The 14,636-nt window shown below is 40.9% G+C and carries 20 protein-coding genes; 19 read left to right on the plus strand and 1 reads right to left on the minus strand.

Going from position 1 to position 14,636, the window contains the following annotated elements; all coding sequences use genetic code 11:
* Nucleotides 1-238 precede the first annotated feature (238 nt).
* The 7 genes from T456_RS0107190 (at nucleotide 239) to T456_RS0107225 (ending at nucleotide 6,098) form a co-directional block, all read left to right on the plus strand.
* Nucleotides 239-1,711, plus strand: a complete 1,473-nt coding sequence (locus tag T456_RS0107190) for an ISLre2 family transposase (RefSeq protein WP_024864352.1) — start codon at nucleotides 239-241, stop codon at nucleotides 1,709-1,711.
* Between the two features lie 454 nt (nucleotides 1,712-2,165).
* Nucleotides 2,166-2,606, plus strand: a complete 441-nt coding sequence (locus tag T456_RS0107200; protein ID WP_024865540.1) for a GNAT family N-acetyltransferase — start codon at nucleotides 2,166-2,168, stop codon at nucleotides 2,604-2,606.
* Between the two features lie 81 nt (nucleotides 2,607-2,687).
* Nucleotides 2,688-3,488, plus strand: coding sequence for a class I SAM-dependent methyltransferase (locus T456_RS0107205; RefSeq protein ID WP_024865541.1), 801 nt, complete (start codon nucleotides 2,688-2,690; stop codon nucleotides 3,486-3,488).
* 86 nt (nucleotides 3,489-3,574) lie between these two features.
* Nucleotides 3,575-4,447, plus strand: coding sequence for a GNAT family N-acetyltransferase (locus tag T456_RS21920; protein ID WP_024865542.1), 873 nt, complete (start codon nucleotides 3,575-3,577; stop codon nucleotides 4,445-4,447).
* A 56-nt stretch (nucleotides 4,448-4,503) separates the two neighbouring features.
* Complete coding sequence (locus T456_RS0107215) at nucleotides 4,504-4,962, plus strand: GNAT family N-acetyltransferase (protein ID WP_024865543.1); 459 nt, start codon at nucleotides 4,504-4,506, stop codon at nucleotides 4,960-4,962.
* A 27-nt stretch (nucleotides 4,963-4,989) separates the two neighbouring features.
* A complete protein-coding gene (locus T456_RS0107220) occupies nucleotides 4,990-5,373 on the plus strand; it encodes a hypothetical protein (protein ID WP_024865544.1) in 384 nt (127 codons plus the stop codon).
* Nucleotides 5,370-6,098: a flavodoxin family protein gene (locus T456_RS0107225; RefSeq protein ID WP_024865545.1), complete on the plus strand. Its 729-nt coding sequence runs from the start codon at nucleotides 5,370-5,372 to the stop codon at nucleotides 6,096-6,098. The genes T456_RS0107220 and T456_RS0107225 overlap by 4 nt, the downstream gene beginning before the upstream one ends.
* A gap of 14 nt (nucleotides 6,099-6,112) precedes the next feature.
* Here T456_RS0107225 and T456_RS22385 read toward each other — a convergent pair whose 3' ends face one another.
* Nucleotides 6,113-6,265: a hypothetical protein gene (locus T456_RS22385; RefSeq protein ID WP_155838037.1), complete on the minus strand. Its 153-nt coding sequence runs from the start codon at nucleotides 6,263-6,265 to the stop codon at nucleotides 6,113-6,115.
* Nucleotides 6,266-6,399: 134 nt separating this feature from the next.
* Between T456_RS22385 and T456_RS0107235 the strand changes: the two genes are divergently transcribed.
* The 12 genes from T456_RS0107235 to T456_RS0107290 all read left to right on the plus strand — a co-directional run bounded on the left by T456_RS0107235 (nucleotide 6,400) and on the right by T456_RS0107290 (nucleotide 14,611).
* Nucleotides 6,400-7,305, plus strand: coding sequence for a patatin-like phospholipase family protein (locus tag T456_RS0107235; RefSeq protein WP_024865546.1), 906 nt, complete (start codon nucleotides 6,400-6,402; stop codon nucleotides 7,303-7,305).
* A gap of 182 nt (nucleotides 7,306-7,487) precedes the next feature.
* Entirely contained in the window at nucleotides 7,488-9,701 is a 2,214-nt protein-coding gene (locus tag T456_RS0107240; protein ID WP_024865547.1) for an EAL domain-containing protein, read from the plus strand.
* A 178-nt stretch (nucleotides 9,702-9,879) separates the two neighbouring features.
* Nucleotides 9,880-10,287: an iron chaperone gene (locus T456_RS0107245; protein ID WP_022762558.1), complete on the plus strand. Its 408-nt coding sequence runs from the start codon at nucleotides 9,880-9,882 to the stop codon at nucleotides 10,285-10,287.
* A gap of 14 nt (nucleotides 10,288-10,301) precedes the next feature.
* Nucleotides 10,302-10,577: a hypothetical protein gene (locus T456_RS19405; protein ID WP_051464987.1), complete on the plus strand. Its 276-nt coding sequence runs from the start codon at nucleotides 10,302-10,304 to the stop codon at nucleotides 10,575-10,577.
* A 72-nt stretch (nucleotides 10,578-10,649) separates the two neighbouring features.
* Nucleotides 10,650-11,147: an NUDIX hydrolase gene (locus T456_RS19410; RefSeq protein ID WP_051464988.1), complete on the plus strand. Its 498-nt coding sequence runs from the start codon at nucleotides 10,650-10,652 to the stop codon at nucleotides 11,145-11,147.
* Nucleotides 11,113-11,634 (plus strand): DUF4256 domain-containing protein, encoded by a 522-nt coding sequence (locus T456_RS0107260; protein WP_024865548.1) that lies wholly within the window; start codon nucleotides 11,113-11,115, stop codon nucleotides 11,632-11,634. The genes T456_RS19410 and T456_RS0107260 overlap by 35 nt, the downstream gene beginning before the upstream one ends.
* 107 nt (nucleotides 11,635-11,741) lie before the next feature.
* Nucleotides 11,742-12,326, plus strand: a complete 585-nt coding sequence (locus T456_RS0107265; RefSeq protein ID WP_024865549.1) for a TetR/AcrR family transcriptional regulator — start codon at nucleotides 11,742-11,744, stop codon at nucleotides 12,324-12,326.
* On the plus strand, nucleotides 12,323-12,778 hold the full coding sequence (locus tag T456_RS0107270) for a GNAT family N-acetyltransferase (RefSeq protein ID WP_024865550.1): 456 nt from the start codon (nucleotides 12,323-12,325) through the stop codon (nucleotides 12,776-12,778). The genes T456_RS0107265 and T456_RS0107270 overlap by 4 nt, the downstream gene beginning before the upstream one ends.
* Nucleotides 12,775-13,071, plus strand: coding sequence for a dTDP-4-dehydrorhamnose 3,5-epimerase family protein (locus T456_RS21140; RefSeq protein ID WP_081749014.1), 297 nt, complete (start codon nucleotides 12,775-12,777; stop codon nucleotides 13,069-13,071). The genes T456_RS0107270 and T456_RS21140 overlap by 4 nt, the downstream gene beginning before the upstream one ends.
* Before the next feature lie 42 nt (nucleotides 13,072-13,113).
* The gene (locus tag T456_RS0107280; protein ID WP_024865552.1) at nucleotides 13,114-13,605 is read left to right on the plus strand and encodes a GNAT family N-acetyltransferase; all 492 of its coding nucleotides are present in this window, start codon (nucleotides 13,114-13,116) and stop codon (nucleotides 13,603-13,605) included.
* 4 nt (nucleotides 13,606-13,609) lie between these two features.
* Nucleotides 13,610-14,059: a GNAT family N-acetyltransferase gene (locus tag T456_RS0107285; protein WP_024865553.1), complete on the plus strand. Its 450-nt coding sequence runs from the start codon at nucleotides 13,610-13,612 to the stop codon at nucleotides 14,057-14,059.
* An 18-nt stretch (nucleotides 14,060-14,077) separates the two neighbouring features.
* Nucleotides 14,078-14,611 carry a GNAT family N-acetyltransferase gene (locus T456_RS0107290; RefSeq protein ID WP_024865554.1) on the plus strand — a complete coding sequence of 178 codons (534 nt, stop codon included), beginning with the start codon at nucleotides 14,078-14,080 and terminating at the stop codon, nucleotides 14,609-14,611.
* Nucleotides 14,612-14,636: the final 25 nt, after the last annotated feature.

A 14,636-nucleotide genomic window follows, 5' to 3' on the forward strand; every position in this document is an offset into this window, starting at 1 on the left:
ATTAGCAGAAAGCTGGATGAATATGCAGCAGAAACTGTCATTGTGGATTGCACAGCAACACGAACCATCAAATGTAATTCCTTTTTCTTAGAATGCAGTAGATGAGGGATAATATCTATAGCTCTGGAAATTCCGCTAGCGTAAAGTTTTTGTAGGATTAATTGAAAAAGGGGATTTCCTTCGTGATATAGTTATTTACGGTGTCCAAGCCAAAATAACCAAACGGAGGAGTCCCCTTGTGTTAAATAGTATACAGCATTTTATTGAGAATGGAGTACCAAATCTTCAGAAGGCATCAAAAGATTTTTCAGAGGATCCGAGAGACTTTGCAGGTTTCATATACAAGGTCAGGAATGAAGCGCTTCAGATGGCGTTGGATTACATTTCTGAAACCCTTACAACCTGCAACCAGATATTAAAAGACAGTCCTGTGAGAAAGGAAAGATGGGAAGTGGTAAGGACTGACGAGAAGTCTCTTATCACCTCAATTGGAAAGGTTATGTTTTCCAAGACACTGTTTAAGAACAAGGTGACTGGAGAACGCAGATATCTACTGGATGACATGCTTTCATTTGACCCTCATGAAAGGATGTCAGAAGATGCCATAGCACAGCTCTTATCAGAGAGCGTTCAGACCTCTTATCGTAAAGGTGGACAAGCAGCAAGCATCCTTGATGAGGTCAGCAAAGAGACTGTAAAGGATAAGATACATGCTCTCGAGTTCCCCAAGGAACAGAAAAGAAGAGGCAGAAAACGCAAGGTTGAGTATCTGTATATAGAGGCTGATGAAGATCATGTGTCGCTTCAGTTCCAGAAGGAAAAGGGGGATCTCCAGGTCAACCAGTATGGAAGAAAACTCAATGGAATGATAAACAAGCTTATCTATGTTCATGAGGGCATTGAAAAGGATGCTCCCAAGAGTACAAGACATCACCTTGTTAATGCCCATTTCTTCTGTGGTTCTTATGAAGGCAAAGCAAACAGTGAACTCTGGGATGAAGTCTACACATATATTGACAACAACTATGACATAAGCAGCATAAAGAGGATATACCTAGGAGCAGATGGTGGAGCCTGGATTAAGGCTGGGGGAAAAAGGATAAGTGGCATCACATATGTGATGGACGAGTTCCACCTCAAAAAATACCTGATAAAGATGACAAACCATTTGATGGATAGTGCTGATGATGCCAGAAAGCTTCTCTGTGAAATGATCAAGGATGGAAGTAAGGAAGATTTCCTGTCTGTGGTAGATATGCTTGAATATCATGCCTCAAACGACAAGGAAATGAAACGTGTGCAAGAAGGCGCTGATTATATACTTGATAACTGGTCTGCAGCCAAGACAAGGCTTAGATACAGGAGGATTCCTGGATGTAGTACTGAAGGTCATGTCAGTCATGTCCTGTCAAAAAGAATGAGCATGACTCCAATGGGCTGGAGTCGAAAAGGCGCTGATAAGATGGCAAGACTCAGTGCCTATACATGGAACAAAAGGGATATGCTGGAACTTGTGCGTTACCAGAAGACAGTAATGCCTAAGGCTGCTGGGGCAGAAGAAGTAGAGACTGTAGTAGCGCATGTAAGAGAAAAACAGTATTCCCATCCGGCGTGGGGAAAGTATGTCGATAGCATACAGGTAGAGCTTAGTTCAGAGCTGAAGAAGTGGATGAGCATCGGAATGCATAACTACATCTGGAAACTGTTCTAAAAGGAAGCCAGAGGCTGACGCCTCTGCCTTTGAATAAAGTGCGCCAGAGCGCACACCTATCCTTGATCTGCTTGACTACAGACCAAGGATTAGAATGACAGCCTTGAACTGTCCTCCAACCAGGCGCTATAATGAGTAAGGTTTGAACATCTGAACTGATCACAGGGGCAATCTACCCTTTCGAATCCTACAGTAAATTTACGCCGTCGGAAATTCCAGGGCTATTTTATTTTTGTCTGAAACAAGGTATGATTATTCATAAGTTGTCTGAAAAAGATGTTTGGACAAGGGGAGTAATAGAGTTCTTTTGCGAGCGATAATTAGGAGAGATCAGGACACATGCTTATAGGAATCCTTTCAGATACACATGGACTATTAAGGCAAGAAGTTATCGATGGCTTTGAAGGAGTTGATGTGGCGGGGATAATACAGCGGATAAGCTGAGGGGGGACAGATGGAACTTAAACGAATAGGAATTGAGCAAAAGGAAGCAATAAAAAAGCTGTTTGTAAGTGTTTTTACAATCGAACCCTGGAACGATGACTGGTCTGATGAAAATCAGCTGGATTGTTATATAGATGATCTGATTGGACAGGGATATTCGCTTGCATATGGGTTATATGATGGTGATGAGCTCATCGGTATGTCCTTGGGCTACATAAAACACTGGTATAAAGGGACTGAATACTATATTGATGAACTATGTATAAGAACTGACAGGCAAGGCGCAGGAGCCGGTAACTTTTTCCTGTCAGAAATAGAAAAGGCAATTAAAGAGCTAGGGCTGAAGCAGATCTTTTTACAGACAGAAGCTCATGTTCCTGCTTATGAGTTCTATAAAAAGAACGGCTATACCGAATTAGAAGGGCACGTATCATTCGCCAAAGAGCTGTGATCCACAGAGATGGCTTGAATGGAAGAATGGCATAGGCGCATATTTTTCGGGGACTATCATTAGACACGAGGAGAACTAAGTATGAAAATGGGTAGCAGTAATGACAAAGACGCAGTACAGGAACAGTACGCGTCATCTAAAAGCCTTGATATCAGGCTGAATTTCCACAATATGTATTCAACCAACAGGATGGGCTTTGGTCCCTGGCTTGTATCAAATTATGAGATAACAGAAGGTATGAAGGTTCTTGAAATTGGCACTGGAACAGGTAGCATGTGGGTTGGACACGACGATCTCATAACAAAGTGCGATAAGATTGTTCTTTCTGACTTTTCTGAAGGCATGCTTGAGACTGCCAAGAAGAATGTAGGAGAGCGAGAGAATGTAGAGTATAAGCAGATTGATGTTCAGAACATCCCTTATGAAGATAGCTCTTTTGACATTGTAATTGCTAACATGATGCTCTATCACGTACCTGACATAAATAAAGCAGTTAGTGAGATCAGAAGAGTTCTTAAGGACGAAGGCGTGTTCTATAGCGCTACTTACGGCGAGCACAATTTTAACGATATCATTGCGGAGTGGTTTGGCTTAATTGGCGAAAACTACGATCCTAACCATCTTTTCACTCTTCAGAATGGAGGCGCAATTCTGGGAAAAGAGTTTGCGGATGTCGAGGTGCACCGATACCAGGATTCACTCCATATCACAAAAGTAGATGATCTTGTAGAGTATCTTCAGAGTCTTAAGGCTCTTCACGGAATTGGTACTATGGAAAAGGATAAGATGTTGTGTATGTTGGAGCCACATATGGAAGATGGTGTCATTGACCTGCAGAAGGAGTATGGCACTTTCATTGCACGTGGGAGAAAGGGTATCTGAAAATACCATTCTTTTCTGGAAGAAAGAAGCTTGCGACGATAATAAAACTTTGAATTCCGGTAAAACTTACTATCGTAGGAGTAAAAATGGGGTATAGGATTAGAATAGCAATTCCTCAAGATGAACAGAGAATTCGTGAATTGTTTACAGAGATGCTGCAGACAATTTATCATACAGAAGATGTGAAGGGCTACGAATCAGGCTATTTGAATCGTTATTGGACAAATGGCGAAGAACGGATACTGGTAGCAGAGGATGAATCTGTTGTGGCTTTTTTGTCAATAGAAGTTCATCATGAGCAAGAAGCAGATTATGCATATCTTGATGATTTGTCTGTTACAGAAAGGTATCGCAATATTGGAATCGGAAGTGCTTTAATCCACGAAGCAGAGGCCTATGCACAAGAAATTGGTATACAGCACATTCTATTTCATGTTGAAAAATCTAATACTGAAGCATTTCGTTTATATGAAAGGCTTGGCTATAAGATTTTTCGTGATGACGGCAACAGATATATGATGAAAAAAGATTGGATTCATATTGCGGAAGAACGCATTACCGTTGAGGAATATGTTGATTTTTTAAAGAGGACGGATTTGGGGTCACAATATCCAAAAGAGCGTTTTGAAGAACGAATCAGGAAGCTTGTCAAGAATGTTTCCATCAGCCTGATTGCGCGTAATGATAAAGGCCTAATTGTTGGGGTTTTGTTTGGGCTTACAGATTTCTGCTATTGGTTGTATGTGACAGACCTTGGGGTGGACAGGAATTATGAGAGACAAGGTATCGCAAGCAAGCTCATGAAGACTGCACATGAAATTGCCGGTGGAGAAAAGGATATAGCCATATATCTGATTGCCAATGAAGATGCTGTAGGTTTTTATGAGAAAATTGGTATGAAAAGGGCTGACGATGTAATGAAATACAACCACATAGAATGGACTGAATGGACAATATGAGTGGCTGGCAGATTTATCCGGATGAAACGCAGAAATGATGAAAAGGATATAAAAGGATGATAGTAGAGATTAAGAATTCAAAAGAAAAGCAGGCTATTTCTAGAAAAGTTCTGGAAGCTCTCACAGACTGGTTTGGAATAGAAGAGAGCAGAGAAGAATACATTTCAGGTAGCGCTGATTGGACTTTTTTTGCCGCGAAAGAAGATGATGAGGCTGTCGGATTCCTCTGTTTAAAAGAAACGGGAAAGGCTACTGTTGAACTGGCTGTCATGGGAGTTTTGAAAGAACATCACAGAAATGGTGTTGGCCGGCAACTGGTAGAAAGGGCGAAAGAAACTGCCAGATTGCAAGGATATGAGTTCATGCAGGTCAAGACTGTGAAGATGGGCGTGTATGAGGATTATGACAGGACAAATTTATTTTACATAAGCTGTGGATTCAAGGAGTTCGAAGTTTTACCGCTCCTTTGGGATGAGGCAAATCCCTGTCAGATCTATGTGATGTCACTGAAATGATATCCCGGAAGATAAAGAGGTTAGCAGATGGCATCAAGTAAAGATTATTTCCTGCATGATGACTATACAAGACGGTTTCGCAAGATGCTTACCATTGAACAGTTTCATGATAAAAAACTTGCAGCTGCATATATGAAGCAGTATGTGGATGATCCGCTTTCATATCAGGGGATGCTTTTTGGCCTGATGGTTTCATCGGGTGTATTACAGACCGAGAATGTTGAGATCATGACGTTACATTTTTACGCGCCGATCTACATGCTTCTGACCATATGCGATCGGGATCCAGAGCGTGAGAAAGAGGCACTTAAGACAATGGAAGCGCATGTTCGGCAGTTTAATAAACTGTACGCGAGAGATGAAAAAAACATGCAGAATAATAAGAGGAGATCGCCGAGGAGACCAAAATGAAGATCACAGTGATAAACGGAACCGAAAAACACGGTGTTACATACAGAATGAAGGAAATATTTTTAGAGCAGTTCAGAGACGATTCAAAGATCACGGAATATTATCTTCCCAAGGATGGTCCGGGTTTCTGCATAGGATGTACTGCGTGCTTCAGGAATGATCAGAAGCGTTGTAAGGATGCCGAGAAGGTGCAGAAGATTGAGAAATCCTTGCTTGAAGCGGATCTGCTTGTTTTTACATCACCCGCGTATGTTTTCCATACAACCGGCGCAATGAAGGCTATGCTTGACCATTTCGGTTACAGGTGGATGCCTCACCGTCCGGCGAAGGAAATGTTCGGGAAGCGAGCGGTGATAATCACACAGTGCCTGGGGGCCGGTGGAAGATCCACAGCAAAAGATATTAAGGACAGCCTTTCCTGGTGGGGCATTTCGGACATCAAAGTAGTAAGCTTCAAGCTGATGTCCGAAATTGACTGGGACAAGATCGAGGACAAGAGAAAAGCATCATTTCAAAAGAAGCTGAGCAGTGTCGCTCGAAAAATGCATGCCATAAATTATGATAAACCGGCTCATACAAATGTTATGGTGAAAACAAAGTTCTACATGGTAAGAATGCTGCAGACAAGCCTTGGTAAAAAGAATCCTGAGTACACCGATTTTAAGTATTGGAATGAGAACGGCTGGATCGGCAAAGTAAGACCATGGAAACAGATTAAAGATTAAAAACCTATTGACTCTTACGTTCCGTCATAGACTACGATGGGTTCATCAAGAGACAGGAGGACTATCAAAATGAAAACAGTAAAGGAACAAAGATTCTTGTTGCACTTCTTAAAAATGAGATACTTAGTAAGGGAAGACTTCCTTACTACGGAACATCCATAGGGCATATAGCCTCTCAGAAGGTTGCTCTTGGCGCAGGTTTTGTTCCTGCATGGGCTGAACTTGTGACAGACAAAATCGAGTAACAATAAAAAACATTTTAGTGGAGTATGCTAATGAGGAAGATGGCAAAGAAATGAGCATGGGAAGAAAAGTTTATGAAAAACTGAACGATATACCTATGGGGCATGCAAGAGGGCAGCTTACAAAAGGCTGCCTCGTTGTTGAAGGTGGGGCTTTCAGGGGATTATACAACCAGGGGGTTATGGATTTTTTCATGGAAAACGGCCTCAATTTTGAGTGTGTTATTGGAGTAAGCGCTGGTGCAATGGCAGGACTTAATTATGCTTCCGGGCAAATCGGAAGGTCTGCCAGATGTAATCTGGAATTCAGGCATGATTCTGACTATATTGGTGCTCAGGCCATGCTTCATGCCCACAGTCCGCTTAACATCGACTTTGCAATCCAGCCAAACGTAAAGCTGGATGCACTGGATGAAAACACATTTTATGATCCAAGACGAAGGTTCATTGCCGTTGCAACAGACTGTGATACCGGTAAAACCATGTACTTTGAAAAGGGTAAGTGCAGGGATATCTTAAAGGCCATAAAGGCATCTGCATCAATGCCGTATGTTTCACCGATGGTTGATGTTGACGGCCATAAGTGCCTGGATGGCGGATGCAGCTGCCATATCCCATATAAATGGGCCATGGAACAAGGATATGAAAACATAGTGGTCATCAAGACAAGAGAAAGAGGATACAGAAAAAAAGAATCCTCAACTTCAAACACAATGGCGCTCAGGTTTTATAAAGACAACCCTGTATTTGCAGAAAAACTTATGACCATGAACGCAGACTATAACAACGAATGTAATGCTATTGACCAGCTGGAGAAAGATGGACGCATATTTGTAATCGCACCTTCTGAGCCCGTAACTGTAAAAAGAGTAGAGGGCGACATGGATAAGCTGGGAAATCTCTACTGGTTGGGCTATAACGATGCAAAGAGAAATCTTTTTGCACTGACTAAATATCTTAAATGACATAAGGCTGGTAGAAACATGGATCAAAAGAACAATCTTCGCTTTGGAATAATCGTAGCGAACAAGTAGATTCACACATTTTTTATTTTAAAAATGTTATAATGAAGTTGCATGGGGATATTTTCTGTCTCCATGCCTTTTTTATTTTCGATAAAAGTATTCTGGTTGAGGAATGGTGCACTATGAAAGTGAAGCGTATTATCGGACGATATTTAATCTTTATCATCTGCATATTTGCCATTTTACAATGTGGAACATCGGCTTCAGCCGTTTCAAAATCGGATGACGCGGATACTTTGATCATTGGCATACCCGCTGACAGATGCCCGTTGTTTTACTTGGATACTGACACGGGCGAACCTGTAGGCATAGGTGTTGATCTAATGCGTGTTGTAGCAGAAGAAGCTGGGTATAACGCTTCTTTTATGTTTATTACAGAAAAAACTAATAAGGAAGCGTTGGATAATCCGGATTATGACATTATTATGCCTTTTGGAAGTGCGATAACAAGTTTGTCTGGCAAGAAAACTGTTGTTACTGAGAACCTCATGCAGACACCTTTTACCATGGTCACAGATGGAAGTAAGAATCTTCCTGAACTGAATAAAATACATATTGGAATGCTGAGTTCTTTGGCAGGTGTAGCAGAAACGGTAAAAGAGCTCTATCCAGGGATACAGATTACTCTTTATGATACTATGACAGATAGTGTAAAGGCACTACGAGCCGGTAAAATAGATGCAATTTTGCATAATTCCTATGTATGGAGTTATGTGTTGCAGAAGCCGTCCTATTCCAATCTTAAAGTTCAACCGGCAAACATGTTTTCCATGGACTTTCGCGCAGGAACACTTGACACTCCAAAAGGCAGAGAGATCATAGAACGTTTAGACAAGGAAATCATCAAACTGGAAGATCCCCGAAGGCAGGCAATCATTTTGGATTACACATCGAGGCACCTATACCGTAATAATTTTGGGGATTTCATCTATGAAAACAGGTTTTTGCTTATTCTTGTTGCGGCTCTGGTTACTTTTCTAATCGGTTTTATCGTTCATAAACAACGTTATGTTTCGCAACAGCAGGAACAAACGCTACGTGATCTGATAGAGAAAGATTCGCTCACAGGAGTGTTAAGCCTTGAAGGATTTAAAAAGCGAGCAGAAGAACTCCTGCGTTTTTATCCTGATAACCAGTATCTCCTAGTATTTAACAATATAAAGAATTTCAAATTCATAAACGAAAGACTTGGCAGAGGGACGGGAGATGAGCTTTTGCGATTCTGGGCGGAGAGTTCTATGGCTGCCCTTTCTGATGAAGAAGCTATAGGACGTATTACTGGAGATCGTTTTGCCATTCTCCGCAAGATAAAAGACGATGAAGGCATGAAGGTCTATGAAAAAGAAGTTATTGAGCCGCTGTTGAATTTTTTTACAGACAGGGGTAAGGAAATCAAACTTCAGTTATGCACAGGAGTATATGTATTAACACCAGAGGATTATAAGAACATTGACGTTGACCGCATGCTTGACTTCGCAAGGATGGCGGAGAAAAAGATCAGAGACACCCACAAATCAGGATACGAGTTTTACAATCCTGAGCAGTGGGAAAAAGGTAAGCAGATAGTCGATATCAGCGGTCATTTACAGGCAGCTCTTGATACAGGCGAGATACAGGTATGGTATCAGCCACAAATTGATTACATGACAGGGACAATAAGTGGAGCGGAGGCACTCTGTCGCTGGAAGCATCCAACACGAGGCTGGATTTCACCCGGGCTGTTTATACCCATATTGGAAGAAACCGGACTTATCTTTGACCTTGATAAATACATATGGGAAAGAGTATGCCAGGATCTGAAGAGATGGAATGATCTGGGAGAGCGTCGTTCAGTTTCAGTAAATCTGTCGCGCTCAGATATCAGCGAAGACAGGAATATTCCAGGAGTCTTCTATGAGCTGGTTCAAAAATATGGTCTGGATTCCGACCAGCTCAGGATTGAAATAACAGAGACTGCATATGTAGAGCGACCTGATTTTCTGATAAAAACCACCTCGGAACTGCGCGAATATGGTTTCCAGGTTGAAATGGATGACTTTGGAAGCGGATACTCGTCTCTTCATATGCTCAAGGAGGTTCCGGTGGACAGGATAAAAATGGATCTTCACTTCCTGACTGGAACCGGGGACATGGAGAAAGGCCGGATAATCATTACGCAGGTGATAAAGCTTGTGGAGCTTCTCGGGATGAAGCTTATTGCAGAAGGTGTTGAGACTAAAGCTCAAGCTGATCTCCTGAATGACAGCGGCTGCCGTGAAATGCAGGGATATTTCTTCTTCAAACCAATGCCTGTGGAAGAGTTTGAAAGGGCGTATGATATAGGCGTTAGAAAATAGTTTTGGAGACATGGTTTTTATCTGATACAGGAAGCGATTCTCGTGGAGAAATACAGATATAGTGATGAGGAACTAAAGCTTTTAGAAAACAGCCGCATTCCTTTCGCAATTTATCAGTTTATAGATAATATTTCAGGATAATAGACTAAGACAAATCGAGATTTGAAGAGGTGAAGCCATGGCATGGAAATGTCCGAAATGCGGCAGAGAGTTCAGCAGACAAAACCAGGACCATTACTGTGTGAAACCGCAGAATATTGATGAATACATTGCTGCCCAGGATGAGAAATATAAGCCCAGATTAATGGAGATCCGGGAGATCCTTCGTGATGCACTGCCGGACGCGGAGGAACGGATCTCCTGGTCGATGCCCACTTATTGGAAAGGTCGTAATATCATTCATTTCGCAGCATCAAAGAAACATCTGGGCATTTATCCCGGTGATGAGGCTACAGCTGTATTTACGGAGGAACTCTCCGATTATGACGTAAGCAAGGGCACGATACGGATCCCCTATGATCAGCCTTTACCGGAAGCACTGATCATAAGGATCGCAAAATGGTGCTTTGAGAACTATTCCAAATAAGGTGTAAAGATGGTATGAAGAACGCAATAGAGATCCGTTGTATTCGGGAAAATGAACTCGGCCTTCTCAAAGACTTTTTATATGAAGCCATATTCATTCCGGAAGGTGTGGAGCCGCCTTCGAGAGATATTGTAGAGAAACCGGAGCTGCGCGTATACACTGATGGTTTCGGTACAAAGTCTGGAGACAACTGCCTCGTCGCAATCCACGACGGAAAAATAGTTGGGGCTGTCTGGACGAGGATCATGAATGAAAATGATGAGGAATTCATCATGGTATGTGAGCTTTAGAAATCGGTATTTGTAAGGCTCTTTTATAGGATAAAGAGCTCGACAAATTCGGAGTTTGTGGAGGTAATTTTATTGAGAGCGCCATTTCAGATATTAGCAATTCCATATAGATTAAAACCGAATTTGCAATATTGCGTGTTACATCGTTCAGACATCGACCAGTATCAGTTTGTGGCTGGCGGCGGTGAAGATGATGAAAAGCCTATTGAAGCCACAGCAAGAGAAATATATGAGGAGACATCTGTTAAAGCGGGACATATTTTGCCGCTGACATCGATGGCATATATCCCTGCTAATGTCATTTCAAAAAAGCACAGGGATTTGTGGTCGCACGATACTATTGTAATTCCAGAATATACATTTGGCTTTGAATGCGGTTCAAAAATAGTACTTTCGAGTGAACATAATGGCTTTGAGTGGTTGACTTACGATGAAGCTATAACAAGGCTGACGTGGGATTCCAATAAAACAGCATTGTATGAATTGAATTGTCGCTTGCTTGAAGCATGTCAAATCGGGGATTGGAGGGAAAACTATGTTAGAAATATTAAAAGCGAGGTTTCAGGATAATAAGAATCTTCATATGGAACTGAGTTGGCTTGACGTGGAGAAACGTTTGCTTGAGCATCAGGACTCCATGGATGTTTTGAGAAGGATGGAGGAGAGCGGCGGAGAACCGGATACCATCGGCTATGACGAAAAGACGGGAAAGCTAATTTTCTGCGACTGCGCAAAGGAGTCCCCTTCTGGTCGCAGAAGCCTGTGCTATGACGAAAAGGCATTACAGGGGCGTGCTAAAAACCCGCCGTCAGGCAGCGCCGAATGGAAAGCAAAAGAAATCGGCGTTTTGATCATGACGGAGGAACTCTATCGCCGACTGCAAAGTCTCGGGGAATTTGATTTGAAAACGTCAAGTTGGATCACTACGCCGGATGATATTCGCGACAAGGGCGGTGCATTGTTCTGCGAACGACGTTACGGAAGGGTTTTCACATTCCATAACGGGGCGGATTCGTACTATTCCGTGCGCGGGTTCAGAGGTTATACGCTTATATAAATTCCGATTTGACAAGATAATTTATATTGCACTTTATACTTGAAATAACTAACATTGTTAGTATAATATTAACTAACAATGTTAGTTATTTTTGATTAGGAGATGTTATGCCAAGAACAGGATTATCTAAAGAAGAAATAGTAGAAAAAGCTGCAGAACTGGCCAACGAAAAGGGGCTGTCTTACTTGTCGGTTACTACACTGTCAGAATATTTAGGAATCAAGAAGCCGTCATTGTACAACCACATGAAGACCATAGAAGATATGCACAGAGATCTTATGATATATGGTTGGCAAACTGTATCGGAAGATGTTGTCAGAGGAATTGATTCTTCAGATGAAAAAGCAAATCTATTTGAGTACGGAAATAAGTTCTATAAGTTTGCAATGGAGAATCCTGGCGTATTTGAAGCGATGCTCTGGTATAACAAATACTCAGATGACACGCTACTTTCTGCCACAGAAGGATTATATTCTTTTTTCTTCAAGCAGACAGATGGCTTAGGGATAGATCGTGAGATCGCTAATCACTTGCTTCGAACATACAGGGCTTTTCTTGAAGGTTTTATTATGCTTCAGATTCATAATTCCTTTGGAAATCCAATATCATTGAAAGAGAGCTTTGAGATATCACTGAATGTGATGATATCCGGGATGGATGGGTATAGAAATAAGAGGGGTAATAAAAAATGATTGAGTTCAGAAATGCTGAGGTGTCTGATGCAGAGTTGGTTGTAGATATATATAACGCTGCGTTTTTTGATGATTATGTAAAGTATGGTGAATGTCCGGCGTATGGTAGAACAAAAGAAGAGATGGAGCAGTCAATAATTGATTATCCTAAATTCATAATTCTTAATGAAAGTAAACCGGTTGGCGTCATTTCATGCAGGGAGCTGGAAGCGGGTAATTATGAAGTTGGATGTTTATGTGTAATTCCTGAATTTCAGGGAAGAGGAATAGGAACGACTGCAATGCGATTTGCAATAACACATTATTCTGATTGGAAGACATTTACATTAGTAACTCCTGTGGACAAAAGTCAAAACGTAAAATTCTATACAGAAAGATGCGGCTTTGATATCCAGTCTGAAGAAATGGATGGAAGTGTTAAAGTATACAGATTTATATTGAGGCGGATATGATGATAAAAGAAATATTTGGAAAAGTAAAAATATATAGGCTCCATTCGCGTGTTGATAACCGTGGATCTCTGGAATATGTTTTTGATGAAAACACTGCCTGTTTCAATGCCCGGGAGACAAGAATCTATAGCATGCCCAAAGAAGGAACTTTTTTTGGAATTCACTACAGAGAAGAGAGTAGCCCAATGACGAAGTTTGTGACAGTCATAAAAGGCAGAGGTATGGATTACGTTATTGATTTGAGAAAAGACTCCTCAACCTATCTTCAATGGGAGTCAATTGAACTCGCTTGATATAGTTTTCGATTTTGACGAAGGTGCCGGAGGTAAAGTTTCATGTGTGAAGAGCGTAAGTGGAAAAAGGATATACATATTCAACTTGCAGATATGAAATATCTTGATAGCTGCATAGACATTTTGCAAAATTCTGATTTAGGAAGAGCGTATTTTAGCAATCATGAAAAGGCAACTAATATGCTTACATATGCAGTGGAACAAAAAAACGTATATGTAGCACTGGATGAAAATGAGAAATGTTTAGGATTTATTTACTACATGACAAATGGTGTTTTTGGAAGCTACCCTTATCTTCATATTGTTGCTGTAAAGGAAGAATACAGGAGTTATGGTATCGGTAGACAGCTGATGAAGTATTTTGAAGATAATGCTTCTGATTCTCCTTCAGCAAAATATTTTTTGACTGTAGATGATTTTAACCCGAGGGCAAAGAAATTATATGAAAATCTGGGATATAAGTCTGTTGGAGAACTAACTGATTTTTATAAAAATGGGATTAACTGCTATCTGATGATGAAAAGAAGAGGGTAAAGATATGAGCTTACAATTTGTAAAAGCAAGCACTTCTGATGCTTTGACACTTAATGGAATATCTAAAAGAGCTTTTGATAGCGATGTTCAGGTTGGAGCACCGTCAGCTGGTGGGCCACCTGGATATATGTCTGTTTCTTATCACACAAAGATGGCCAGAACAAATCATTTGTATATGCTCACGGACAATGGACTAATTGTTGGCGGTGCGATTCTATTTTTGGAAAAAGACAAGTTGAACATTGGAAGGATCTTTGTAAGCCCAGAGCATTATCGCAAAGGCTATGGAGTCTACATGATGCAGGAAATTGAGACAATGTTTTCAAATGTAAAGGAATTTGTATTAGATACGCCCATTTGGAATGTCAGAACAAACGCCTTTTATACCAAGCTGGGATATGTGGAAGTGAGTCGGGATAATGAATTCATTTATTATATTAAGAAATGTGAGTGATGAAAGGGGAATTATCATTTGATACAAATCGAATTATTATCAGAGGCAAATTTTTGTTTAGAAGCATTAGATTCATATAACAGAAAACAGAATGTAAATAAAGTATATCGAAGAATAGACGGAGAATATTCATTAGTAGAATGCAAATATACCGAAGATTGGGACTTAAGCCAAAAGCGTTCTGTGGCAAAGCAAATAAGCAGTGATGATTATATTACATACATCGCATTAGAAAATGATACAGTTGTTGGCTTTATTGGGCTATTAAAGAAACTAAACGGTCCTTACATGATTCTTGATATGATGCAGGTATCTTCTGAATGCAGGGGCCAAGGTGTTGGCAGACGATTATTTGAATTGGGAAAAGCGGAAGCAATAAAAGCTGGTGCACAGGCTTTGTACATATCTGCCTGTCCTTCTGAGGAGACGATTGCATTTTACAGAGCAATGGGAAGTGGTCTGGCAAGCATTCCTATAAAAGAACTTGCTGAAAAGGAACCATATGACCTTCAGATGATCTGTCCTGTAATAGACTGCGACAGATACTCGTAGATGAAACTGACAGAGAATATGATTC

Source organism: Butyrivibrio sp. FCS014 (assembly GCF_000526935.1).
GTDB lineage: Bacteria > Bacillota > Clostridia > Lachnospirales > Lachnospiraceae > Butyrivibrio.

Bases quoted from the DNA above. Each gene is read 5' to 3' on its own strand.
- T456_RS0107280 (WP_024865552.1), top strand. From the start codon at position 13,114: ATGTGTGAAGAGCGTAAGTGGAAAAAGGATATACATATTCAACTTGCA.
- T456_RS0107260 (WP_024865548.1), top strand. From the start codon at position 11,113: ATGTTAGAAATATTAAAAGCGAGGTTTCAGGATAATAAGAATCTTCAT.
- T456_RS0107205 (WP_024865541.1), top strand. From the start codon at position 2,688: ATGAAAATGGGTAGCAGTAATGACAAAGACGCAGTACAGGAACAGTAC.
- T456_RS0107240 (WP_024865547.1), top strand. From the start codon at position 7,488: ATGAAAGTGAAGCGTATTATCGGACGATATTTAATCTTTATCATCTGC.
- T456_RS0107245 (WP_022762558.1), top strand. From the start codon at position 9,880: ATGGCATGGAAATGTCCGAAATGCGGCAGAGAGTTCAGCAGACAAAAC.
- T456_RS21140 (WP_081749014.1), top strand. From the start codon at position 12,775: ATGATGATAAAAGAAATATTTGGAAAAGTAAAAATATATAGGCTCCAT.
- T456_RS0107200 (WP_024865540.1), top strand. From the start codon at position 2,166: ATGGAACTTAAACGAATAGGAATTGAGCAAAAGGAAGCAATAAAAAAG.
- T456_RS19405 (WP_051464987.1), top strand. From the start codon at position 10,302: ATGAAGAACGCAATAGAGATCCGTTGTATTCGGGAAAATGAACTCGGC.
- T456_RS0107220 (WP_024865544.1), top strand. From the start codon at position 4,990: ATGGCATCAAGTAAAGATTATTTCCTGCATGATGACTATACAAGACGG.
- T456_RS0107215 (WP_024865543.1), top strand. From the start codon at position 4,504: ATGATAGTAGAGATTAAGAATTCAAAAGAAAAGCAGGCTATTTCTAGA.
- T456_RS0107285 (WP_024865553.1), top strand. From the start codon at position 13,610: ATGAGCTTACAATTTGTAAAAGCAAGCACTTCTGATGCTTTGACACTT.
- T456_RS21920 (WP_024865542.1), top strand. From the start codon at position 3,575: ATGGGGTATAGGATTAGAATAGCAATTCCTCAAGATGAACAGAGAATT.
- T456_RS0107225 (WP_024865545.1), top strand. From the start codon at position 5,370: ATGAAGATCACAGTGATAAACGGAACCGAAAAACACGGTGTTACATAC.
- T456_RS0107265 (WP_024865549.1), top strand. From the start codon at position 11,742: ATGCCAAGAACAGGATTATCTAAAGAAGAAATAGTAGAAAAAGCTGCA.
- T456_RS0107270 (WP_024865550.1), top strand. From the start codon at position 12,323: ATGATTGAGTTCAGAAATGCTGAGGTGTCTGATGCAGAGTTGGTTGTA.
- T456_RS0107235 (WP_024865546.1), top strand. From the start codon at position 6,400: ATGGGAAGAAAAGTTTATGAAAAACTGAACGATATACCTATGGGGCAT.
- T456_RS22385 (WP_155838037.1), bottom strand. From the start codon at position 6,265: ATGCCCTATGGATGTTCCGTAGTAAGGAAGTCTTCCCTTACTAAGTAT.